The organism is Ruegeria sp. N7, from assembly GCF_056531345.1.
In genome coordinates this window covers 1-24,543 of the sequence record NZ_JBQFLR010000017.1, presented here as the reverse complement: position 1 = coordinate 24,543, position 24,543 = coordinate 1, and the positions used below count along the sequence as shown (strand labels likewise).

Annotated in this window: 18 protein-coding genes; 13 read left to right on the top strand and 5 right to left on the bottom strand. The window is 55.0% G+C overall.

The genetic code is table 11. The annotated features are described in order from the left end of the window. Window positions 1–467: 467 nt before the first annotated feature. From ACR0ES_RS16360 to ACR0ES_RS16330, 7 genes are all read left to right on the top strand, one after another. On the top strand, window positions 468–1,097 hold the full coding sequence (locus ACR0ES_RS16360; protein WP_209599274.1) for a sugar transferase: 630 nt from the start codon (window positions 468–470) through the stop codon (window positions 1,095–1,097). A gap of 69 nt (window positions 1,098–1,166) precedes the next feature. After that, entirely contained in the window at window positions 1,167–3,620 is a 2,454-nt protein-coding gene (locus ACR0ES_RS16355; RefSeq protein ID WP_480871312.1) for a tetratricopeptide repeat protein, read from the top strand. 114 nt (window positions 3,621–3,734) lie between these two features. Then, window positions 3,735–4,346: a polysaccharide biosynthesis/export family protein gene (locus ACR0ES_RS16350; protein WP_480871311.1), complete on the top strand. Its 612-nt coding sequence runs from the start codon at window positions 3,735–3,737 to the stop codon at window positions 4,344–4,346. A gap of 156 nt (window positions 4,347–4,502) precedes the next feature. After that, window positions 4,503–5,936, top strand: coding sequence for a hypothetical protein (locus ACR0ES_RS16345; RefSeq protein WP_480871310.1), 1,434 nt, complete (start codon window positions 4,503–4,505; stop codon window positions 5,934–5,936). Between the two features lie 132 nt (window positions 5,937–6,068). Next, complete coding sequence (xrtD, locus tag ACR0ES_RS16340; protein WP_480871309.1) at window positions 6,069–7,688, top strand: VPLPA-CTERM-specific exosortase XrtD; 1,620 nt, start codon at window positions 6,069–6,071, stop codon at window positions 7,686–7,688. A gap of 142 nt (window positions 7,689–7,830) precedes the next feature. Then, window positions 7,831–9,378, top strand: a complete 1,548-nt coding sequence (locus ACR0ES_RS16335; protein ID WP_480871308.1) for a hypothetical protein — start codon at window positions 7,831–7,833, stop codon at window positions 9,376–9,378. Between the two features lie 42 nt (window positions 9,379–9,420). Continuing rightward, window positions 9,421–10,524, top strand: a complete 1,104-nt coding sequence (locus ACR0ES_RS16330; protein ID WP_480871307.1) for an acyltransferase family protein — start codon at window positions 9,421–9,423, stop codon at window positions 10,522–10,524. A gap of 12 nt (window positions 10,525–10,536) precedes the next feature. On the opposite strand, the gene ACR0ES_RS16325 is transcribed toward ACR0ES_RS16330, so the two are convergent. Both ACR0ES_RS16325 and ACR0ES_RS16320 read right to left on the bottom strand, forming a co-directional pair. Continuing rightward, complete coding sequence (locus ACR0ES_RS16325) at window positions 10,537–11,793, bottom strand: glycosyltransferase family 4 protein (protein WP_480871306.1); 1,257 nt, start codon at window positions 11,791–11,793, stop codon at window positions 10,537–10,539. After that, complete coding sequence (locus ACR0ES_RS16320; protein ID WP_480529090.1) at window positions 11,780–13,042, bottom strand: nucleotide sugar dehydrogenase; 1,263 nt, start codon at window positions 13,040–13,042, stop codon at window positions 11,780–11,782. The genes ACR0ES_RS16325 and ACR0ES_RS16320 overlap by 14 nt, the downstream gene beginning before the upstream one ends. 351 nt (window positions 13,043–13,393) lie before the next feature. Between ACR0ES_RS16320 and ACR0ES_RS16315 the strand changes: the two genes are divergently transcribed. Then, entirely contained in the window at window positions 13,394–14,950 is a 1,557-nt protein-coding gene (locus ACR0ES_RS16315; protein WP_480871305.1) for an oligosaccharide flippase family protein, read from the top strand. Between the two features lie 46 nt (window positions 14,951–14,996). Here ACR0ES_RS16315 and ACR0ES_RS16310 read toward each other — a convergent pair whose 3' ends face one another. Then, window positions 14,997–16,151 (bottom strand): DegT/DnrJ/EryC1/StrS family aminotransferase, encoded by a 1,155-nt coding sequence (locus ACR0ES_RS16310; RefSeq protein ID WP_480871304.1) that lies wholly within the window; start codon window positions 16,149–16,151, stop codon window positions 14,997–14,999. A gap of 231 nt (window positions 16,152–16,382) precedes the next feature. Between ACR0ES_RS16310 and ACR0ES_RS16305 the strand changes: the two genes are divergently transcribed. From ACR0ES_RS16305 to ACR0ES_RS16290, 4 genes are read left to right on the top strand one after another with little or no spacing between them, the layout of a single operon-like run. Continuing rightward, entirely contained in the window at window positions 16,383–17,336 is a 954-nt protein-coding gene (locus ACR0ES_RS16305; RefSeq protein WP_480871303.1) for a glycosyltransferase family 2 protein, read from the top strand. Continuing rightward, window positions 17,333–18,553, top strand: a complete 1,221-nt coding sequence (locus ACR0ES_RS16300) for a GNAT family N-acetyltransferase (protein WP_480871302.1) — start codon at window positions 17,333–17,335, stop codon at window positions 18,551–18,553. Before ACR0ES_RS16305 ends, ACR0ES_RS16300 begins: the two co-directional genes overlap by 4 nt. Further along, window positions 18,550–19,593 carry a lipid II:glycine glycyltransferase FemX gene (locus tag ACR0ES_RS16295; RefSeq protein WP_480871301.1) on the top strand — a complete coding sequence of 348 codons (1,044 nt, stop codon included), beginning with the start codon at window positions 18,550–18,552 and terminating at the stop codon, window positions 19,591–19,593. Before ACR0ES_RS16300 ends, ACR0ES_RS16295 begins: the two co-directional genes overlap by 4 nt. Further along, entirely contained in the window at window positions 19,590–20,270 is a 681-nt protein-coding gene (locus ACR0ES_RS16290; RefSeq protein ID WP_480871300.1) for a polysaccharide deacetylase family protein, read from the top strand. Before ACR0ES_RS16295 ends, ACR0ES_RS16290 begins: the two co-directional genes overlap by 4 nt. Here ACR0ES_RS16290 and ACR0ES_RS16285 read toward each other — a convergent pair. Both ACR0ES_RS16285 and ACR0ES_RS16280 read right to left on the bottom strand, forming a co-directional pair. Further along, window positions 20,190–21,626: an O-antigen ligase family protein gene (locus ACR0ES_RS16285; RefSeq protein WP_480871299.1), complete on the bottom strand. Its 1,437-nt coding sequence runs from the start codon at window positions 21,624–21,626 to the stop codon at window positions 20,190–20,192. The two genes, ACR0ES_RS16290 and ACR0ES_RS16285, sit on opposite strands and share 81 nt — an antisense overlap. 113 nt (window positions 21,627–21,739) lie before the next feature. Then, window positions 21,740–23,011 carry a right-handed parallel beta-helix repeat-containing protein gene (locus ACR0ES_RS16280; protein ID WP_480871298.1) on the bottom strand — a complete coding sequence of 424 codons (1,272 nt, stop codon included), beginning with the start codon at window positions 23,009–23,011 and terminating at the stop codon, window positions 21,740–21,742. A 481-nt stretch (window positions 23,012–23,492) separates the two neighbouring features. On the opposite strand from ACR0ES_RS16280, the gene ACR0ES_RS16275 reads away from it, so the two are divergent. Then, window positions 23,493–24,543: right-handed parallel beta-helix repeat-containing protein (locus tag ACR0ES_RS16275; RefSeq protein ID WP_480871297.1), on the top strand; the 1,051-nt coding region annotated here is incomplete at its 3' end.

The window sequence follows — 24,543 nt, the reverse complement described above, 5'->3', positions numbered from 1 at the left end:
GGTTGACCGAGAAAGAGGCGACCAGAACCTGGTGTGATCACACATTAAAAGAGATTCTACGGGCGGGAATCAAACCTAAAGGATGAAATTCTTGTTCATTGTGTCCCGCGGGGAAACGAAACTTCATGAATTTGCGGCCGATCAGCTGGTCGCAGCTTTACGATACTGTGAAAAAGCACCTGTATTCAGCGACCAGAGAACACGTTTACCAGCATTAATGTTTTGCAAGGCAGGTGGAATTTGTTAACAGTTGGATACGGGAAAGCGGCCTCGCAAGTGAGTAAGTGCAGGGTCGAAGTGGTATAAAAATATAAGATTTTAAGTATATGTAGTTGAGGTCGAGCGTGTTCTGTTCCTGAGTTTGGTAAGTGGTTCGTGAGTATTTGTGTGTGTTGGGGGTTTAAATAGTGACAAGTCATTCAAAAGAAGTGGCCAACGCTGGCGCGGGCTACTCTAGCATCTCTGTTATGCCGACCTCAGTTCAGTATCCGGGGTTTTACAGAGGTGTGGGAAAACGCATCTTTGATATCGCGTTTACACTGCTTGCAGCGCCGTTCGTCGTTCCGATGGTTGTGCTTCTGGCCGTATTTCTGGCCAGTCAGGGCGTAACACCGTTTTACCGGCAGGAGCGGGTCGGAAAAGACGGCAAGGTTTTCAAGCTGCTCAAACTGCGCACCATGGTACATGACGCTGAGGCCGTGCTGAAAGAACATCTGGCAGCCGATCCCGAAGCCCGGGAAGAGTGGAACCGCAACCAGAAGCTTCGCAACGATCCACGCATCATTAAATTCGGCACATTCCTGCGCAAATCCTCAATGGATGAATTGCCGCAATTCTGGAACGTTTTTGTGGGTGAAATGTCTCTGGTCGGACCTCGCCCGATGATGGTGAACCAGCAGGATCTTTATCCCGGCAAATTCTACAACGCGATGCGCCCTGGCATTTCCGGGTTTTGGCAGGTGTCCAAGCGCAACCAGTCTTCATTTGCCGAACGCGCTCATCACGACACAAATTACTGGAAAAGCATGTCGTTCGGCACAGATGTGTCAATCCTGATCCGGACTATCTCCGTCGTCCTGCGCGGCACCGGGTGTTAAACCCGGAACGCGTGGCCGGGTAAAACTGTCGGCTGCGTGCGATTTCGTAACTTTTGCGGGAGTGCAGCATTGAGCAGAGCCGGGACCTCTATCAACAAATTACTGGCTAGCGCCTTCTTGGTCGCAGCCCTGTTATTGAGCGCGTGCGACTCGGCCGAAGAGCGCGCGGAGGCGCATTTCCAGGCCGGTCTGGCTCATCTGGAAGCTGGTGACGTCGAGCGCGCATTGGTCGAATTCAGGAATGTCTTCAAACTCAACGGTCAACATAAGGAAGCCCGCCTGACGTTTGCCCGGCTAGAGCGCGAGCGCGGCAACATCCCTGTTGCATATGGTCAGTATCTGCGGTTGGTGGAACAATATCCAGACAACCTTGAAGGTCATCGCAACCTTGCTGAGATGGCTCTGGAAGTAGGTAACTGGGAAGATGTCAGGCGCCATGGCGCATTGGCGAGCGCTCTGGCGCCGGATGATGCCGAAATCAAATCTATCAACAATATGTTGGCTTACACCGACGCAGTTCGGGATGGCGATTTCGCAAGTGTGGACTTTCTCGTACATACGTCCCGCGAAATGATCGAGAGCAATCCGGAACTGATGACCGCGCGCCAGGTCGTAATTGACCACCTGGTCCGCGATGAGGACTGGCCCGGCGTTCTGCAGGAAACAGAGGCGGCAATAGCCATCGATCCAATGGAAGCAAGTCTTTATGGAATCCGGCTCCGCGCCCTTCAGGAACTGGATATGCCGGCAGAGATCGAGGCTTTGCTCAGGCAGATGGCTGTGACATTCCCTGACGATGAAGGCGTCGAGCAGTTGCTTGTACAGCATTATATCGACCAGGGGAATCTGGATGCGGCAGAACAGATGCTGCGGGCTGAGGTGTATCCTCAAGCCGAAGATCACATGCCAGCGCAGCGGCTGATTGCCTTTCTGAATGACAACCGCGATTCTACAGTGGCAATTTCCGAACTGGATACGATCATCGCCGAGGGTGGTCCCAACACGTTCCATTTTAAGACGGTGCGTGCAGCGCTGAAATTCAGATCAGGTGATGAACAAGTCGCAATCTCCGAGATGCAAGCACTGCTTGAGGGGGCGGAAAGAAACATACAGACCCGGGCCAGTGAGGTGGAGTTTGCCCTCATGCTGTTCCAGTCTGGACGACCCGATGAAGCCCGGGCTTTAGTCGAAAAAGTCCTGTCCGAAGATGCAGCCCAGGTTGGTGCGCTCAAGTTCAAAGCGTCCTGGTTGATTGATGAGGACAAGACTGGCGATGCGATTGTGCTTTTACGCGAAGCGCTTGGTCAGGCACCCCGCGACCCACAGTTGATGACTCTGATGGCTCAGGCGCATGAGCGTAATGGAGACAGGGAACTGATGGGCGAAATGCTGGCGCTCGCGACGGAAATGTCCGCCAATGCACCGGACGAAACGCTAGGCTATGCCCGGTTTCTGATGGCAGAAGGTGATCTGGAAATCACCGAACGTGTTTTGACCCATGCCTTGCGCCAAACCCCGGAACACCCCGAACTTCTGTTCCTGCTGGGTGACGTGCTTCTGAACATGCAGGACTGGGATCGGCTGGGCACCGTCCTTCTTGCCATTGGGGATCTGGACAGCCCGGAAACACGACGTGTCGCCAACGAGCTCAGGGCCCATATGCTGGCAGCACAGCAGCGCACAGAGGAGCTGACCTCTTTCCTGAACGAGTTGGCGGATGATCCCGAGTTTGGCCTGCCCGCCGATATCGCGCTTATTCGCCTGATGCTTACAAAAGGGCAGACGGCAGAGGCATTCGCCCATCTTGACCAATTGCTTTCTGAGGACCCGAATTCTTTGCCAATTCGCCTGATCAAAGCACATGCTCTGATCGGTGAAAACAAACGCCGCGAGGCCGAGCAGCTTTACCGCGCCATTCTCGAGGATTATCCGAACACAACACGGGCGTGGACTGCCTTGCACGAGTTAGCAACGGAACGGAATGCCCCGGATCAGGCCAGCGAAGTTTTAGCCAAGGCATTGGCTAATCTGCCTGAAAGCCCGGACCTGCTCATGCTGCAGGCGGCGGAATACGAACGCACTGGGGACCTGGATCAGGCAATCGAAACATATGAAAAGCTTTATCCGATCACCAATCGGTCCCTGGTTGTGGCCAACAATCTCGCAAGCCTGCTGACGACGCACCGCAACGATGACAACAGTCTGCGGCGTGCACAGGTTTTGGCGCAACGTTTGCGCGGCACACAAGAACCCGTGTTTCAGGAAACATACGGTTGGGTGGCCTACCGGATGGGAAATTATGAAGAGGCGGTCACCTATCTCGAACCTGCGGCGGCGGCATTCCCTGAACATCCCCTGGTTCTGTACCATCTTGGGAAAACATACGTGGCCTTAGAGCGGAGCGAAGATGCTCTGCGTTTGTTTCATAAAGCCAGGACTTTCAGTGGCGCTTCAACGGAAGTTGCATCATTGGTGGACGCTGAGATTGAACAGCTGAATGCTGCACCGGACACCAGCCATTAGGAGGGGGCGGATGACGCCGCTGCATTTCTGCCGCATCTTGTATGTATCAGACTCCCTGCAGATTGTTTTGTATCCTGTAGAACGGCATAAAGAAAAAAAGTGAGAGATTTGAATATGCGTACAGTTATCGGATCATTGATCGCTCTTGCCCTTACCATGATCGCGGGCACCGGAGCATGGGCGCAATCCTATCAAATTCAGCCGGGCGATGCGTTGCAGGTTGAAGTTCTCGAAGATCCCACCCTGAATCGGACCATTCTGGTTCTGCCGGACGGATCCATCAACTTTCCGCTTGCCGGCTCGGTCCGGGCTGCTGGCCAATCTACCAGCGGATTGAGCTCGTCTCTCTCATCGGCGCTGGCCTCGAACTTCAATGCGCCGCCAACGGTCTTTATTTCGGTGGCGGCGCTGGCTCCGCCGCCGCTTCTGGGCGGGCAGGCCGCATCCGGGCCAACCATCGATGTTTTCATAATGGGTGAGGTCAATGTACCCGGAAAGCATCTGGCGACCGAAGGTACAACCATTCTTCAGGTTTTGGCTCAGGCCGGCGGTCTGACCAATTTCGCGGCTCGCAAGCGCATCGAATTGCGCAGAGCTGATAGTAAAACAGGCGTGATGAACAAATACACTTACAACTACAACGGCTCGGGCGGTGGCATCCAAGGCAATACAGTGCTTAAACCCGGAGACGTTGTTGTCGTACCAGCACGCCGCTTGTTCGAATAGGGGCTGATACAGGTGGGGAAATCCAGGAGCAGGCTGTCCACCATTCTGGGGGGCGGGATCGCTGTCATAAGTTCGTTTACACCGGCCGTCGGGCAGCAGGCTTCGACACAGCAAACGACTACGCAACAAACGCAATCCTCGACACAGCAAACATCCGTGCAACAGACAACAGTCGCATCGACGATTGTGCAGCAAACACCCAGCCAGCAATTGATCGCACAACGGGCCCAGCGAAACCCGGCCCGAAGGGTCGGTCTTCCGACCGGTCAGCAGGTTGGGACCGGTACCGGCCTGAGTGTGACCCTGGATTATCTTTCATCGCTCAGGCACGATAGCAATCTTCGCCTGACCGACCCTTCGCTTGGATCCACGACCTGGTGGGAAAATACGTTGGCTCTGGGTATTCTGAAGCAGACCTCGGATTCGAGACTATCGTTCGATCTTTCCGGGCTGTACCGGATCGCCAATGAGCCGATTATTGGAACGGAATCCAGTTTTTCAGACCCGTCTGCCCGACTGTCGTATCAGCGGGCACGCCTTAACAGTCAGCTTGACCTGCTATTGGATTACCGCGAACAGGATCTGGCCTTTAACCGTTCACTGACCGACACCAATCTGGATGGCAGGATTGATGCCGCCGATGTAACCGGAACCATTGGGGATCAGGTCAACACCCTGGGCAACCTGAATTGGCAAACCGGCCTGAATGACCCAATCGGGTTCCAATTCATCTACAGCTATCGCGAACGCACCTATACAAACACAATCGATCCGAACCTGTTTGACAATAAATCAAGCGATTACTCGGCGATCACGACATTGCGGGTGTCACCGGTTTTTCAGGCAAACTTGCGTCTCGGCTACACCGACTTCTCTGCAGAAGACAACGTGCGGACCGATCAGCAAACGACGGTTGTGACAGTAGGGGGGACCTATAACGTATCTCCCGTTACCACCATCAGTGCGAATATCGGCTACAGTCAGGTGGATGAAACGCTGCGTACGACCAATACCAACACCGTGACCGAGGATTTCGTCTGGGATTTCGCCTGGAACAAAACCTTGCCTGACGGCTCGGCGGATTTCCAGATTGACCAGACATTCGGGGTTAATGGGTCGCGGATAAACGCAACCGCCGGTCGTAGCTTCCAGCGCGCAAATGGAGTGTTGAGTTTCAATGTGGGCCTGTCCAGAGGGCCATTCGACGAGGTCACGCCGATCGGGCAACTCGACTACAGCTACCAGCTGGCCAGTTCTCGGATCGGGGCGACGTTACAACGCCGGGTCGGCACCAGTACGCAGAGCATAGAAACACGCGAAACACTGGCGTTTCTAACATATGACTATTTCATCAACCCGGTATCGGGGCTGTCTTTCAGCATCGATTACATTGATCAGGAAGATGAGGGAACCGGCCAGCCCAATCCACGCCAGCGTGGTACGTTCAGTGCATCCTATACACGGGCTATCACAAAAGACTGGGCTGTAAACGTGGGGTACCAATATGAAATGGATGACCAGAACGGCTTTACGGCAACGTCGAATTCGGTCTTTATGACTTTGGGCCGGCGCTTTTCTCTCAAACCCTGACTTTCGTTTGCGTGACTCACGATATCAACAATCAAGATATTTTGAGATCAATGTTTCGAATAATGATCGAAAATGTCTGAGCTTTGGCCGTCACAATTTCAGGGCCTCTCATATTATGCATGATGGTTTGTGATGCATCGTCTCGATTCGAACGACAGCCGCAGCAAAATGCTTGAGACGGCCCGAACCGCCCTGCCTGCCATCAACGCTGCGGGGCTGTTCTGGTTTGCCCTGTTGCTGCTGGGGTCACTTCCCGTTTTCTGGATCGGCATTGTCTCGCTGGGCGCGGCGTGGAGCACGCCGGAATACAGTCACGGACCGCTGATCCCTATCATCTCGCTGTACCTGTTCCTGCGTGAACTACGCGACATGCCGCCGCCCAATCCCATCGTGCGCGACCGTTGGCCTGGCGTGGCCGTGATTGCCGGGGCCCTGGCCATCGCCATTCTGGGAAATCTGGCCCGAATTCCGGATATCGTCACCTATGCGATGATCATCTGGGTGGGCGGCGTCATGGTGACCGTCTTCGGCTGGCAACGCGGGAAATACCACCAATTGCCCGTAATCCATCTGATCTTCATGCTGCCCCTGCCCCAGTTCGTCTACTGGAAGCTCACGATCTTCCTGCAATGGATATCGTCCGAGCTGGGCGTCTGGTTCGTGCAGCTCGCCGGTGTTTCGGTCTTTATCGAAGGCAATGTCATCGATCTGGGGGTCTACAAGCTGCAGGTGGCCGAGGCCTGTTCCGGGCTACGCTACCTGTTCCCGATCCTCAGCTTTTCATACCTCTTTGCCCTGCTCTACCGCGGTCCGATCTGGCACAAGGTGGTTCTGCTGGTCTCGGCCGCGCCGCTGACCGTTCTGATGAATTCCATCCGCATCGGCATGATCGGTATTCTGGTCAATCAGCATGGCATCGAACAGGCCGAAGGGTTCATGCATTTCTTCGAAGGCTGGATCATCTTCCTGCTCTGCGTCGCCATTCTGTTTCTTATGGCACTCGGCTTGCAGCGTCTGGCCCCCGATCCGAAACCGTTCACCGAGGCAATCGATCTGGATACCGAAGGGCTGGGTACCGTCGCATTGCGTATCTTTGCCATCCGTGCCTCAGTCGCGCTGGCTCTCGCGGCGCTTTTGACGCTTGCGGTCTCGGCCGCGTGGACACTGCGCCCCGCCTCCGAGGTGACGCCCATCGAGCGGGACCCCTTTGTCCTCTATCCGCGACAATTGGGCGACTGGTCCGGCTCGACCACCAGCCTTGATCCCAATGTTGAACGAACTCTGGGCGCCAGCGATTACCTCCATGCCACTTATATCGACAGCGGATCGGGTGATTTCGTGAACATGTTCGTGGCCTTCTACGACAAGCAAACCGAAGGCGAAGGCATCCATTCACCCGAGGTTTGCCTGCCCGTAGGTGGCTGGGAAATCTTCAGCCTTGAGCCATATGAGATCAATCCGGGCGACACCCCCTACGGCAGCTTTACCGTCAACCGTGCGGTCATCCAGAAAGAGCTGTCAAAGCAGCTGGTCTACTACTGGTTCGAACAGCGCGGCAAACGCATGGTCAACGATTTCCGCGCCAAGATGAGTGTTATTCAGGACGGGTTCACCATGGGCCGGACCGACGGCGCATTGGTTCGATTTGTCACCCCCATCCTGCCCGGCGAAACCGAAGCGGATGCGGATGCGCGACTCCAGCGGTTCATGGAACCCAGCCTGAACCGCCTGCCGCGGTTTGTGCCGTTTTAACATCGCATAGGCCTCTACGCCTTCGCTGCCAAGTTATTGCGGCCCTAATTTCGGATAACGGCGATACCCAAAACAGATTGCGCAATGATATGTTGCTGATACCTGAAGTATCAGGTTTTTGGCTTTTAGTGGATGGGCAGAAATGATCACAACACTTCAACGCCGTCCATTGTGCCCAGTTCTGGCGCTGACCCTGCTTGCCAGCCTCGTTCCTCTGTGCGTGACACCGGTTCTGCCGTTGACGGACTTCTACGCCCACGTCGCCCGTTATTATATTCTGGCAAAGTTGCCGAACTCAGCCATGCTGCAACAGAATTATGAAGCTGCCTGGCAACTTCTGCCCAATCTTGGTCTAGATGTTCTGGGCACAGGCGTCATGAAAGTGCTGCCCCCGCTTTTGGGCGCTAAATTGATCGCCGGTCTGATCATTGCGGCACCTTTCGCAGGCATTTTGTACCTTGCACGCGTTCTGCACGGCCACCTTTCGGTGCTAACCGTACTTCTTGCTGGCCTGGTGGCGTATAACCATATTCTGATTTGGGGGTTCTCGAATTTTCTGCTGGGATTAGGGGTTCTACTGTGCGCAACCGGCTATTGGATTGCGACACAGGACCGGCCTGTCCGGCAACTGGCCGTTACAATATGCGTAGGTGTGCTCTTATTTTTCATTCATGGGTTGGTCTTTGCGCTGTGGGGACTGTTGTTGGGCATGGTTGAGTTATCGCTTGCTCTCATATCTGGCAATCCAGGCATACGCGCACTTCTCTACAAAGCCGCAAGGCTTGCGTTGGTCGCTGTCATACCAACCCTTCTGTTTGTTCAAACGAAAACCATAGGTGCAGGGAGTTTTCTGCCGATAGAAAGCCTTTTCACCCATGCCGAGCAGGGAACACTTTGGGCCCGACTGAGCACCGAAACCTATCTGAGAGTCGACGGCTTCCTCCGTGTGGCCGAAACAACATGGCAGTCAGTCGATTGGGGATTTGGCAGTGTGTTGTGGGGTGTGCTGATCGGCGGTCTCGTGACCGGGGTTTGGAGAATCGACAGACGCATGAAGCTTGCAGTGGCCCTGTGCGTGCTGCTGATCCCGATCACGCCGCCAGCCATGTTCGGTGTCGGGCATTTGGGTGAACGTATCCCACTTCTGCTTTTGGCGCTTCTGGCTGCAAGCCTGTCTTTGGCTCCCGATGCGAAATCGTTGTTTCGCAAAATAAGTATTGCGATGATCGTCGGGTTGTTTCTGGTACGAAACCTGATGCTGAGCATCGGATGGTATCAGGATGGCAGAGTTTACGCCTCTTATCTTGATGCACTGAACCGCCATGACACGCGCGGCCTGGGCGCAGGAGCTTATTTCGAAGACACCAGAGAGCCACGTTTTTTTCGGACTAACTGCGGCCCCCTTTCCTTTCTCATGATCTTTAACGGCACTGCGATCCCCACATTCGCCGATCCCACCCAGCACCCACTGCACATAATCGGGCCGCTGGCCCATGTGCAAAACGCGGCTCAGGACGTTGCCTCGGACGCAAGTCATACAGTGCCGTCTGCAATAGCCACATTGTCAAACGCCAAAGCTGACACAATTGTCGTTTGCTCGACGGAATCGTTTCCGCCCCAGATCCAAGGATTCAATATTCTTGCGACAACCGCACCATGGATATTGTATCAAAGATCAGCTTCCAAATAATTGTGTATCCCATGATAGTGCCAGTGACCCAGAGAACCGCAGATGAGTGAGCATAATGTGAATGTGATCTCGGGGAAGCCTGCGCTGTTTATCGCAGATCGATCAGACGGGCGGGATAACAATTTCAATCTGATCCGGATCATCGCGGCCAGCCTTGTGCTGGTGGCACATGCCTATCCTCTGAGTTTGGGCGCCGAGTTCGGGCAACCGTTTGAATCCACACTGCATGGGCTGTCGCTTGGTCTGATGTGCGTATGGGCTTTCTTTGCAATTTCGGGGTTTTTCATTACGCGCAGTTTCGACCGTAACCCGTCTGCAGAATCATTCCTGATCGCCAGAGCCCTGAGGTTGTTCCCAGCGCTTGCCGTGGTAACCGTGATCACCATTCTGGTTGCCGGGCTTCTGTTAACACAAGCGCCCCCTTCTAATTTTTGGGGCGAAACCGGCAGCTACTTCATACGCAATATGCTGTTGTTCAAACTGCAATACACATTGCCGGGCGTGTTCGAATCCAACCCCTATGGTGCTGCGATCAATGGCTCGCTCTGGTCTCTTTCATACGAGGTCACCTGCTATGTAGGCGTCCTCTTATGTGGCTTGCTTGGATTTCTGGGAAACAAAAAGATTTTTGTGGGTCTAACGCTGTTGTTCCTGTGTTTCTATACAGTCATCGTCGTATTCATTGACGTGAATCCAAGGGTCGAGGTCCTCATAAGGCTTGGTCTGCCTTTTCTGTCGGGAATGGTTTTTTACATCTGGCGCCGGCACGTACCATTGTCCTGGTCGCTGCTGGCCCTGTCCGCCGCGTTGTCCTTTATGGCCTGGTTCACACCACTGTTTCTGCCTATCTTTGCCATCAGCCTGTCTTATGCCGTGATTTTTGCCGGCTATGCCAAAATCCCGCTTCTTTTGCGCTACAACAAGCTGGGCGACTATTCCTACGGGGTCTACATCTACGCGTTCCCAATCCAGCAACTGGTGGCGCAGTCTGGCGTCACGACGCCAGTCGTCAACATGGCGATGTCTTTCCCCCTCACCCTGTTATGCGCGGTCCTGTCATGGCACTTCATTGAGGCTCCGGCCATGAAGCTTCGGTTTCCGAGGAAAGCGCATGGGCAGGCAGGAACAAAACAAGTAGCGAAGTAGCGCTCTGGCCGATTACCCCTTCCAGATCCGCTTATACGCCGCGATCAGCGCGGGGACCTGATGGGGCCAGGCCATTTCCGCCTCGACCCGGGCGCGGCCATAGCGGCCCATGGCGGCGCGGCGGCCGTCATCTGCCAGCAGCTCGGTGATCTTGTCGGCCATATCCACCGGATCGTTGGCGCGCGCGTAAAGCGAGGCCTCCTGCGCCGAGAACCGCCCTTCGGTCACGTCGAACTGAACGATGGGTTTCTCGAACGCCATGTATTCAAGGATCTTGTTCATGGTGGATTTGTCATTCATCTCGTTCACCCGGTCCGGGTTCACGCAGACATCGGCGGTCGACAGGATCTCAAACAGATCATGATCCGGCGCGCGACCGGTGAAGGTGACATAGTCCGACAGGCCCATATCAGCAGATTGTTCGCGCAGCTTGTCCAGGCTGGGCCCCCCGCCCACAAGGCAGAACTGGATGTCGTCGCGCCCCTGAACCTGCACCAGATGCGCCACGGATTCCAGCAGCAGGTCGATCCCTTCCTGATCGCCCATGACGCCGACATAGCCCACCATGTATGTCCGCCCGTTGCGCCACGCGGGGTTTGGCGGCAGGTGCTGCAACCGGCTCAGATCGGGGCCCGAGCGAACCACAAAGACATCCTCGGGCGCCATGCCGCCGCGCTCGATGGCGATCTTGCGATAGCTTTCATTGGTGGCAATCGACACCCGTGCCGAGGCGAAGGTCAGCCGCTCGAACGTCTTCATCAGCTTCCAGAAGAAGCCGCGCTTGTCGAACTTGGCCTCGTAAAGTTCGGGGTTGATGTCGTGGTGATCGAACAGATAACGCACGCCAAACAGCTTGAAGGGCAGCGCCACCAGAAAAATCAGATCGGGCGGGTTGCAGCCATGGATGACGTGAAACCCACGGGTGAACTTGATCTTCAGTGACAGCCAGCTTTCCCAGAACAGCGCCGCGCCATATTCCAGCAGATACCCCAGCGCCCCACTGGCATCCAACGGCAGCGGGTGGCGGTAGACCTTGATGCCTTCATCTTCCCAGACACGTTCCTCATGGCCCTTGCCGGTGGGGCAGATAACCGAGACTAGCGCGCCTGCGGCAGCCAGCGTGCGCGCCTCCATCCAGACGCGGCGGTCGAAGGGCACGGGCAGGTTTTCCACCACGATCAGAACCTTCAGCCCTTTCAGCGGCTGGCTCTGGCGCAGCTCGTCGAACGAGATCGGCTGAACGGCGGACACAGGGCTAGTCATATTCATAGGTTCTTATCACCTCTGCATCGCCAAGGTTCAGCTCGTTCACGATCCGGTTCGATCCGACCACCAAATCCCATGGCCCGGCCTCGGCCGTGGCGCGATCAACCAGCAGGCGGCCCACATTGGGCAGGTGGGTAAAGGCATAACCCAAGTTCTGCCCCCGCAGATCGGCAGGCTTGATGGCCGGATCATAGACCGACAGCTGATACCCCGCCTGCAGCAGCCGCCGGGCAATATCGACATTGGGGCTTTCGCGCAGATCATCAGTTCCGGCCTTGAAGGCCAGTCCCGCCATCAGCACCCGGCCGCCTTCGGGCAGCCGCGCCATGATGTCCTGCGCCTGATAGGTCTTGTGCGCCTGATTGGTCTGCAACAGGCTGTCAATCAGATGGGTATGGGCCCCCACCTCGCCGGCGATATGCTGCAGCGCACGCACATCCTTGGGCAGGCACGAGCCCCCAAACGCACCGCCCGGGCGGGTGTAATAGGCCGAGATGTTCAGCTTGGTATCCGAGACAAAAATCTCGTGCATGGTTTTGGCGGACACGCCCATGCTGTGGCAGATACGGCCGATCTCATTGGCGAAGGCCACCTTGGTGGCATGCCAGGTGTTGTCGACGAATTTGGTGATCTCGGCCTCTTCAAAAGCGGTGTAGAACACCGGCGCGTCCAGACCCTCGTGCATTTCGTCCATCACCGCCGAGCGATTGCCATCGGCTGTACCAACAACGATCTTGGGCGGGTTGAAGAAATCATCCACCGCCGACGCCTCGCGCAGGAATTCGGGGTTATAGACGATCTCGACCGCCTGCGCCGTTCGCTCGCCCAGATAGCTTTGGAAGATCGGCTCGATCAGCTGCCGCACGGTGCCCGGTCGGAAGGTTGACCGATACGCCACCGTCAGAGGCCGCGCCCGATCCGGCGATACGGTTTCGGCGATCTGGCGCGTCACCTCGGCCACAAAGCTCATGTTATGCGAGCCGTCAGTGGAACTGGGCGTGCCCACACAGACAATGGCCAGATCCACATCCCCGAGATCCGGCATCTCGACCACGGCCCGGATCAGATTTTTCCCAAGCGCCTCGGTCAGCAACCCGGCCACCTTCGGCTCCTTGATCGGGGGCTGGCCTGCGTTGATTTCGGACACCTTGTCGGCATTCACATCAATGCCGATCACCTCGTGCCCTTCACGGGTCAGACAGCACGCTGCCGTGAACCCCACATACCCCAAACCAAAAATCGCAATCTTCATACTGTCATACCGTCTTGAAAACAGGCGCCGGGTCCAGAAAACACCGGGCTCTTCTACTTGTTACCCTTGCGCAGTCAGAATCCAATCTGAGACACTGAGGCGAAACTTCATTTTGCTATGTAATATTCTGTGCCGACTCGCCGCGACGGTACTGATTGAAACATGGTGTACCTCTCTGAAACTGGAAAAACATGCGATTTCAACACAAAAATATACTTACAGGTTTGACTAGCAGCCAGCCGACCAAATTCCTAGAACAGCAAGTGCGGGTTTTTTGAAGTGACACCGAGGGTAGTCAGATTAGAAACATTGGTGCGTTGATAAGGTTTTTGTTCCGAGTATGGAAAGGCAATGTTTTTGAAGCCTCCAGTTAAAACAGGCGTGAATATCGCCCCAGGCACACCCGATCACAGCGCGACCCTTACCAGGGGGGCCGCAACATTATTTGCATCGGGCGTTTTCAGCCAGTTTCTAGGCGTTTTGACATTGGTTGTGACAGCCCGTCTTCTGACGCCAACGGATTTCGGGATCATTGCCTATTTCATAATCGCGGCCGCGTTTCTGGAAATCGTCCAGCGGGCCGTTTCCATGATTCTGATCCGCCAGCCCGAAATCACTGACGATCACCTGAACACCGTGTTCACGATGCAGGTGCTGTTGGGCATCTTTTCGGCACTCCTGATCTGGGCCAGCGCCCCTCTGATGACATTCTTCGGGCTTGCGGAACTGACATCGCTGATCCCCGCGCTTTGCTTCATTGCCATCGCAAGTTCCATCAAAAGCACACGCTTCCCACTTTTGGAAAGAGATCTCCGGTTCGGTTTCATCGCAGGCGAAGAAACGACCAGCCGAATTGCATACACATTGATGGCCATCAGCCTCACATGGATTTGGCGTGATTATTGGGCCATCGTGGTCGCCAGCGTCATCACTCAGGTCATCAGGGTCATCTGGAGCTTTTCCGTTGCCCCGATGCGACCCAGGTTAACGCTCCGATGCTGGCATGACTGCATTGATGTGTCATCATGGTCACTGGGGGCCCAGATCACCCAGTTTCTGATCAACAACATGCCCCAGATTGTCATCGGCAGCATGCTGGGTCTGGCCGATGCAGGGATTTTCAGGGTCGGCTATCGCCTTGTGATCCTGTTCACCAGCCAGATCATCGGCCCGTTGGAACGAGTGGTTTACCCAAGCCTTGCCAATGCCTCCCGGACCCAGGGCTCCAGCCGGGAAGCCTTCGAACGGGCCAACGCCATCCTTCTGGGGATCATCGTTCCAGCCAGCGTCGGCATGGCCCTGGTTGCCAATCACCTGATCATTGTCGTGGCCGGTTATCAGTGGCTGGCCGCCGCACAGGTCATCTGGGTGCTTGCCCCTTTGAAGGCGATCGAGACACTGCAGGCCAATGTCCGGTCTGCAAGCTATGTCGAAGGTTCTACAAAGCGCCTGTTTCTCCGCAACACGATCCTGCTGATCGCCACAACTGCACTGATGGTGCTGGGATCAAACTATGGCTTTATCGGTGCGATCCTCGGAGCCGGAGCCGGCAGCCTGTTTGCGATCGGTCTGGCGCTGATCATGGCCAAGGATTTCGGAACTGGCGGATTTCTGGCGCCGATCCTGATAGCCTGGCGTACATTTGCGTCAACCTTTGCCATGTTGCTTGCCGTTCTATTTGTCAGCAGCGCCTATGGCAGTGGCGACGCAGTGGGATGGGCTTACGAGACAGCGGAAGACCTGCCGCTGCTGCGTATCCGGTTCTCGGTCAAAGTTCTGGTCGGCGTTTTTGTCTATGTCGGCACGCATCTGCTGCTCTGGCGCCTTGCCGGGAAGCCGAAAGGGTTCGAGAGCCTAGCGCTGGAGCTTGCCGCAAAACTCAAACGCAAGCTGTCCAGGGCGGCGTGATGGCCCCGGTTACGCTGGCCTCACTCTGCATAAACCGCCCGCCTGATCAGGCCACAAGTTCACTTTTGAGCCGCACTATTATGTGATCAATATGCGCAGCCGAAAGGTACTGGTGCACCGGCAAAGATACGGCATTGTCTTTCAGGGCCATCGCCTCGGCCTGCCCTGACCAGTCGAGATTGCGGTTGAAGCCCGCCCACCAGGCGGTGGCACCAATCCCGCTTTTTTGCAGCGCCCGTACGACCCGGTCACGCCCCGCGACCATGATCGGCATATTCAGCGGACAGGCATCGACCGGAAGCTCCGGAACAAGCATGCGTATCTCGGGCAACTCGTTGAAAACATCCCGGTACCGCTGCCAGTTCGACCGCCGGATCGCAATAGTTTCTGCTACGGAATAGGCCCGCAATGGACGGGATGTGAAGACGCTCATCTGTGCGCCGCGCAGCGCCGGGTCGAAATAATAGTGCCCCGGAATGTCTTCCGGTTGATCCCCGTCACTGTGGGGCGGCGGTTCTTGTCGGCCGCGTGTCTTCTGAAGCATGGCCTGCATACGAGACGGCCCCAATACGGTTGCCAAACCAGCGCGCAAAAGTGTTTTGACCACGGCCTTGCCCGGAGCAGGCCGCGGAAACAGATGCTTGGCGCTCAGATCCGGCGCATTGATGACCATGGCCCCACCACCCAGAACAGGCACAAACTTGTAGAAGCAGAAAACCGATACGTCTCCGGTGCGGCCTTCTGCCGGTGAAGCACCGCTGAGAAGGCTCAATGCACAATCTTCGATCATCCGCAGCCCATGCTGATCACACAAGGCCCGCAGATCCGCCAGGCCTGGCTGCAGCACACCAAAATAGTGGATCACATATATCGCCTTCGTCCGCCCGGTAATAAGCGCCGCAATCCGTGCAGGATCGGCGCGCAGGTTTTCCGAAACCGGATACAACCGAACCGAAAGACCTGCATCAATCAGCGGATCGACCTCGGAACCGCAATTATAGGCAGGGGCCAGAACTTCATCCCCGGGCTGCAACCCCAAAAGATCACAAGATGCCCGGATCGCCACGCGGGTATTGTAACTCCAGAACACCGACCGATCCTGAAACAGAGCCTTGTACCCGCCAGCCGAATCCCGGCGGAACAGGTCGGACAACCGCATGACAGGATCACCGCAATACAGCGCATTCCCACGGTCAGTCATTCGATGCCAAACCCAGAGAGCAAAATTTGCCCGCACCCGATCTTGATACAGTTTCGTCTTTCAAGGATTCACACCGTCAAAATATTACCTTAATATACTGATCTAAATAATTTGACTTTTATAGCTACTTTTCGACAACAACGGTCCCCGTACGGTCACGTTTAAAGTGTTCACAGAATGTGGCAGTGGTTAAAGATTTGGAATGTAAGTGGTTAACGAGAGCAAAGCATCATGGTTTCATCGCCGTCCGGCACGAGTACCGAATACGCTGTATCTATCATTATCGTGAACTGGAACACCCGGGAGATTCTTCGGGATTGCCTGGCGTCCATTGCGCATGAGACCCGGCTGCCGCACGAAATCATTGTTGTCGACAACGCCTCCAGCGACGGCTCACCTGAAATGGTGGCCAAGGAATTTCCCCAGGTCCGGTTGATCGCAAATACCGAAAATCTGGGCTTTGCCGCCGCCAACAATCAGGGGCTCGAGATTGCCGCAGGCGCCAAGCTGCTGCTGCTCAATCCCGATACGATCATCCTGGATCGCGCGATCGATGTCATGAGCAACTGGCTCGACGCGCACCCGGATGTCGGATGCGTCGGCTGCCAGATCTTTGAGGACCCTGAAACCATCCAGCTAACCTGCTTTGCCGATCCCGGACCCCTTAGCCTGGCGGTGATCGAATTTGGGCTGAAGCGGCTGTTTACCTGGCCCGAATATGGGGGCTGGGACCGGACAACACAGCGCGACGTGGATGTCGTCTCGGGGATGTTCATGCTGGTACCACGCCCGGTCTTCGAAAAAGTGGGCCTGCTGGATGATGCGTTCTTTATTTATTCGGAAGAAGCTGACTGGTGCCGGCGTATCCGCAATATTGGCAAACGCTGTGTCTTCGCTCCCGAGGCGCGGATTTTGCATCTTGACGGCGGCTCGAAAAGCACCGCGCAGATCAAGTCGCGCATGTATGTGCAAAAGCAGAAAAGCAAGACGATCTACGCCAGAAAGCATTATGGCCGCAGTGGTGAGCTGATAACGCGCACAATCTTCCTCAGCAGCGCAATGTTGCGCGGGATTGCCTTTGGCCTGATCGGGCTTTTGCGGGCCACACCTGATCGCAAGGCCCGGCTGCGCCTGTCCGGAGCGGCAATCCGATATCATCTCTTCGGTCAGGAACCAACGGCATGAGAGATGCCATTTCCAGCAATGCGGATGTTGATCTTGAGTGCATCGAAGCGCCTGCACACAAGCTGAGCACACAAGCCAGCTGGGACAGTTTTGTCTCGGCATCCGGTGCCGAGATATATTTCCTGTCTGACTGGCAATCTGCCTGGTGGGATCATTATGGCAAAACGTTTACCGCCAGCCGGCATCCCGTCAGCTGTATTCTGCGGGACGGTTCAGAGATCGTTGGCGTGCTGCCTTTTTGCGTTGAAACCCTGTGGGCCGGTCCCGTTCCGGTGCGCGTCGCCCGGCTGGCGGGCGTGGATCCTAATTTTGCGGTCATGGAACTGCCCATTGCCGCCGGTTACGAAAACACAGCTCTCAGGGCTGTCATCGAACACCTGACCGGCAATTTGAAATGCAGCGTCGTAAGCCTGTCGCCCTTTTCAGAACGTTCGGGGCAATTGGAAAACCTGCGGGCCCTGAAAGGGTATGGCATATCCATTTTGCGTGATATCAGCACCCGCGGACATACGCTTATGACCCTACCTGATAGCTTTGATGCGTTTATGGCCTCGCTTTCGAAAAGCCGTCGCCGCGAGGTCCGGCGGGACATCAAACGCCTGACACCGGCGGATGAGACCTTGCGCACTGTCAGTTCCACGCCCGAAACCGTCGATACAATGATGGATCGGTTCATCGCATTGCATACGCGACAATGGGAAGCCGCCGGGAAGGGAGGGCATTTTTCTGACTGGCCGGTTGCAGCAGCGTTCTATCGCGCCCTGATGCAGCGCCTGAGCCCGAAAGGCCATGCGGCAATCGATGAACAGTGGCTGGATGAAACGCTGCTGTCCAGCCAGTTGCGTTACACCCTGAACGGCAAGGTGCTTTGGTGGCTCAATGCACGGGAAGTCGATCCTGAATTTGCAAAGACTGGACTGGGCCGCGTCGGTCTGGTCACGCGTGTTGAAGAGCTGATCAATCAGGGTGCGCACCTGATTGAGGCTGGTGCCGGAGAATATGAATATAAACTGAGCTACGGTGGAGATCTGGTGCCGCTTTTTAATATCGTTCTGGCACCTGACCGTGCTTCCGCGCGATTACGAGCCCGCGCTCTGCTTTTATGGGCGGATGCACTGCATTTCTTTTACTACCGTGTCTGGTTCCTGAAAGTCCGCCCACGACTGGGAATCCGGCCAAACAGCCTCTGGAGCAGTTGGATACGGATGCAATTATGAACACGACCTTCTCGTTTCAGACAGTCACTGCGGAAGAATGGCCCCGGATCAGTGCCGGTTTTCATGATCTGACATACGAACAGACCCTGACTTATGCGCAGGCAGCGGCACAACGGATCGGTGCAACGGCTGAGTTCATCACCCTGTCGGATCAAGCAGATCAATTGACCGCTGCCGCCTGCCTACGCGTAAAACGCGTGCCTAGCCTGAGGCGCGGCATCGCCTGGATCGCTGCTGGCCCCATGATGTATCACCGCGAACTGCCAGAAATCGACCAGAACCGGCTGGATGCCACATTTGCGTCATTGCGTGCATATGCTCAGGAAACTGGCTATATCCTTCGGTTGCGGTTTCCTGCCTTGCCCTTTTACGACGTACAAACAGTGGATCAATCTGCTGCCGCAGTGGGTTTTCATCCCACCGATCGCTCTCCATCTTATCGGACAGTCATCATCGATTGCGATCAGGACGAAGAAACGTTGCTTAAGGCGCAGCACGGCAAATGGCGCAATCATCTGCGCAAAGCGTTGAAAAGCGATCTGTCACTGGAAAGCGCCCCAATCTCCGAGGCCTCGGGCAGATTTCACAAACTCTACCGTCAGGTGCAGGCAGCCAAAGGGTTTGAGAAACCCAATATCCCCCCGGAATTCTACTACTCGCTTCAGAGCGGTGATTTTTCTCATGAAGCTCTGTTTGCCCAAAAAGATGGTGCCGACATAGCTGGCATGATAATCGGCCGGGCAGGGAATTTCGCGGTCTATCTGTTTGGCGCGACGACAGATGTGGGGCGCCGCTGCAATGCCGGCCATTACCTGATGTGGGAATCCATTTTGAGGCATCGGGGGCGGGGCATAAAATGGTATGATTTGGACGGTATCGACCCTGACATCAACCCAACCGTCACAGAGTTCAAACAACGGACCGGCGGAACGGACTTGCTGGCTGCCGGACCTTACGAATATCGGCCTGCCGGGTTGGGTTCCGCCTTGATAGGCACCGCCGAAACGCTTCATTCCCGTTTGAAAAAAGCACGCCAATGACCACTGGAACGAGCATAATTTTCCACGGCATCGGCACACAGGAGCGTGCCCTGGAGCTGGACGAGGCCCCTTACTGGCTATCCGTCAGTCAATTTGAATATGCGCTTGACCGGATCGCCCAGGCCCCCGATCCAGGCCATTTCACGATCACCTTCGACGATGGCAATCTGTCGGATTACAGCATTGCCCTGCCCGCCCTTGCGGCCCGTAACCTCCGGGCGCGTTTTTTCGTACTCACCGATCGGATCGGACAGGCGGGTTCGCTGGATGTTGAGCATCTTCATACCCTGCGTGACGCTGGCATGACGATTGGCAGTCACGGCCTTGCTCACACGGCGTGGCCCACCCTGGAGGATGCGGCACTTGTTGAAGAGCTGAGCGCCTCACGCGCAGAGCTTGAAAAAATCTGCGGACACCCGGTGACAGAGGCGGGCATCCCCTTCGGGCGCTATGATGTAAGGGTCCTCCGGGCCTTGCGCGATGCGGGGTACACCGCTGCTTGGTCAAGCGATGGTGGCAAATGGCATACAAACAGTTTTCTGCGACCGCGAACCTCGTTGCGTGGTGACATGTCCATACACGAGATAGATGCCACTTTATCCGGTCAAATGTCCCCCCTGAGCCGTTTGCGGCGGGCTCTTGGAATGTCTCGGCGGCGCTGGATGAAGACTGGCTGAACCGGATCTGGCGCTTCGTCTTACTGTTAGCTCACCCGGGGCAATCTGCGGAAACCGCGTATAGCGCATTTTCCTGCCGTCGACTAGTGACTGTACCCTGTCGCCGTCCTGACTTTCCTGATCATCCGTATCAAGAAACCAGATCCCCGCTCCCAAAAGAAACATGAAAAAACAGAAGGTGGAGTCCCACAGATGCACCGTGATGGCGGAAATGCACAAACCCAACAGCGCAATCAGATACCCAAGACGGGCGTCTGCGAGGGCTCCGCTCAGATTCCTGTTGCCGACTTGTAAAAAGATAACCAACACCGCGCCCAGAAGCAGGAACAAGCCGGGAAATCCGTGCCGCAATGCTATCACCAGCCAGAAATTGTCCACCGTGGTCAACATGGCCATCCAGTGGGGTCGCGTATAGTCATTCAACCCGATTCCAAACAGTGGGTTCTGCAGAACATCGTCGGAGGCGAAAGTGAAAATATTGATCCGCGTAAATGCGGTGCCCGGAGTCAAAGTGAAGTGTGTTGCGAAGATCTGAAACATAGTCCGATTGGAACTGACTTCGCCGACGAAGTACAAAAAGGAGAAGATATAGAGAAGAATTTTCCACCTATTCTTCAGGAACCAAAATATCCTGTTCCACGCCATCAGCATCATCTGAAGAATGACATTCATGAAAGCACCCGACGACAGGGAACAGAAGACGGTGCCCCCAACGATGGAAACGAGACCAACCCTTTTGTTAAAGGGTTTATTCCATCCCAACACATACCAGGTAAGTGCAAAAGCCGGTGCACAGAACACTCCGAACAAAATCGGGTGCGGCATCGTTGTCTGAGCGCGCAGCAATCCCAGTCTCGGCGGAAAATACCACTTTTGATAAACACTCATCACCTTCCCAAACAGATTGAGGAGCGGCATCTTACCCGTGACAGCTTCATAAGCGGCGAACGGTAAAAGAACCATAATCAGGATGAAGAGGCATTTCACAAAGAACCGGAACGCATCCAGATTTCGAATATAGGTTCGGGCGATGAAATAGGGGGTCAGGGTTTCAATCATGAACATCCCAATGAACTGCCACAATTCCTGAATGCCGTGATTGACGGCCAAAGTCAGGCTGGCCCAGAAAGCAAAGCCTATTACTAAGAAATCGACCGCCCTTATTTTACCTGCTTTGCCGCTCAGCCATCCAAAAACTGCGGGGAACATATAGAGGAGGAGGATCACGCGATAGCCATTGAGTTTCAGTCCGCCGAGGAAGAAATAAAATGGCATCGCAAAAGATATGACGAGCAGCATCAGGACAAGCGGTTTTGCCATCTGCTCTCTCGTTTTGGCTGATGACACAGCGATCATTCGAATTTCCTGCCCTTAACTCAAGTAACTCTTCAAAAACCAAAAAACCTGGTGACTTTCATGACCACGCCCTTGCCATTAAACACGCCAGCGGAAATCATCCATGTCAGTTTTCATCGAGTGGGATAGTTCTTTGCCAGCGTCGATCCGGCATTCAGGCGATCCATGAGGCTGCCGGGACGCACGCCAAACTCATTGTACCCCCTTTTCCGCCCCAACGCATGGTAGATGAACTGCTGATCATAATACCCTTCCTGAGACGGGTTTTGATCCTGAATCATGGCATTGTTAAGAAGCACCCAATCTCGCTGGTTTTCATACCCCACGATATTTGCCGCTGCGTTCTGTTCGATGACAACGGATGTGGAGTCCGGTGAGATATTGATCACCGGCACAGAATGGCCACCGGGCACATTGATCAGAGAGTTTTTTCTAACCGAAATGTTGTCGGAACCGTAGATAGAAATGCCGTGGACATGGCCGTTATAAATCATGTTGTTTTCAATCAGCACGTTCCGATGCCGCACCTCGGGGTCTCCGATGTCCTTTCCGTCTCCGCCCGCCCAAATCGTCTGTGCAAAGTCGCCCGCACCCACATCGAAAACATTGTCCCGGATCGTGATATTGGCGCTCCCGCTGTTATTGGCCCGTTGAATCTGGATCATGTCGCGGTGATCGCCGACACCGTCGGCCCCGCCGAAGTTATGGATGTGGTTATTCTGAACCAGAATGTCATCGACATTGTCGAACACCAGCCCGTCCGAGCGAATTGAATGCACGTCACTGCCGGTAATCTTTATGCCGTCCGTATTAATGGCGATGACTGCCTTCCACCAAGTAAGGAACTCGGAGTTTGAAATATCGACATTGGCTGCGCGGAATACCAGCAGGCCCGTTCCATATCCGGCTCCATCTTCTGGTGTTCCAGTGCGACTGGCGACATCTCCGCTGAACACTGAGTTGGAGATGGTGATATTCCGGCTATTGCGGACAACAAAGTTAGCGAGGTGATACGGATCTGTGCTTTTGAATGTATAGTCGAACCTGATGCCATCCAGATGGACATTCTCGGCCCCGTCAAGAATGGCGACACTGAAACATGCGAGGTTGGCAGGATCAGCCGATCTGATCACCACCGGCGACGGGTAAGCCTTGCCCAGTTTCAGAGTACCATAGTTTCCGGGTGCAAGCAGATAGACCTCACCGCCACGGGCATTCTGTAAAGCACTTGCCAGCGCGGCTGCGTCGGAAATGGCCTGACCTTGGGCCTGGGCCGTGAATCTGGGTTTGAATTGCTGCCTGTCGCAAGGGCTCTTTGCATGCAAGGCAGGGCTAACGAACAGCAGGATCGTACCTGCCAGCGCAAGAATACGTGATCTGGACATGACGTACCTTTCTGATCTGCGACCGCTCGAAAGCTTAGTCGACCCCCCGCATACTGTCTATTGTGGTGCCCCTCGGATCGCATGACATTTCCGAGCCACCCATCGGTGCTTTTCCGGGGTGGTCCCAATTAAATCTGCAAGTTGTCGTAGCGGCACCGGGCAATTCATTGCCGACACCTACCAGAGATACGCAAGGACGCGCCGGAATAGTGGCAATTATGTGTTCATTGTTGATTAAAGGGAATCAATTACTCAAACAGGCGTCAACCGCCAAGGGAAGTGGAACAATTCCCGGTATTGAGTATCGAGTTCACTCGGAAATGAGCGCACGGGGGCAGGATTGTCCCGATACAGGCAACAGTTTCCAAACATAGCCACATTTCGGCCACTCTGCCGCCTTCGGGCGGCTGTTCCATCCGTCCTGGGTGTGCGGGATCTCGTGCGCTGCCACTCACAGCGCCTATGAAACAGAAGGTGAAATATGTCGACGACAATTACGGTAACCTCTGCGGCAGAGCTGAACCAGGCCTTGTCACAGGCGACAGGTGGGGAAACAATATTGCTTGCGGCAGGCGACTACGGCAAGCTCAGCCTGAACGGTACGCAATTTTCTTCAAATGTAACAATCAAATCCGCTGATCCAAATGCGATCGCAAGCTTCTCTGAAGCGCATCTCAATGGAGCATCGAATGTAACATTCGACACGATCAAATTCGATTACACGTACAGTGCTGGGGACTATCACTTCCAGAACAAATTCAGCGTCACTAACAGCTCGAATATCACATTTCAGAACTCAAACTTTGACGGTGATTTTGCCAGCGGAACCGGAACATCTGCGGATGGCACTGGATATGGTACAGGCCTGATGATCTCCGGATCCAGCAATGTCAATGTCGTCAACACAGAGTTCTCAAAATGGTGGAAGGGCGCCATCTCTCTTAACTCTGACGGGGTGAATTTTTCGGGCAATGACATTCATTCGATCCGTTCGGATGGGCTGGTGTTCGACAATGTCGACAACATCCTAGTCGAGAATAACTACATTCACGATTTTGGTGGCGCGGCAGGCGCGGGCGATCACCGTGACATGATCCAGATCCAGCGCGCAAACGGTAGCGGTAGTGACAACATCACCATCCGCAATAACGTTTTTGATATGGGGCAAGGAGACTACACCCAGACCATCTGGTTTGGCGGCGACGGCAAGGATCTCAGCGACCCGAATGTCATTCATCACAACGTCCTAATCGAAGGAAACCTTATTTACAACGGTCACCTGCACGGCATTTCGGTTTACGGCGTCGACGGAATTACCATCACCAAGAACTCGGTTCTGCACGTAGATGAGAAAACACAAACGGGCGGCATCGAGATCCCACTCATCTTTGTCTCGAACGGCTCCAGTAATGTCACGATCACCCAAAACATCACATCGCAGATTCTGGGGCATAATAGCCAGTCGGATTGGACTGTAACTGATAATGTCTTGATCAAGCCCACGGAATACGACCAGCACTTTACCTATCAGG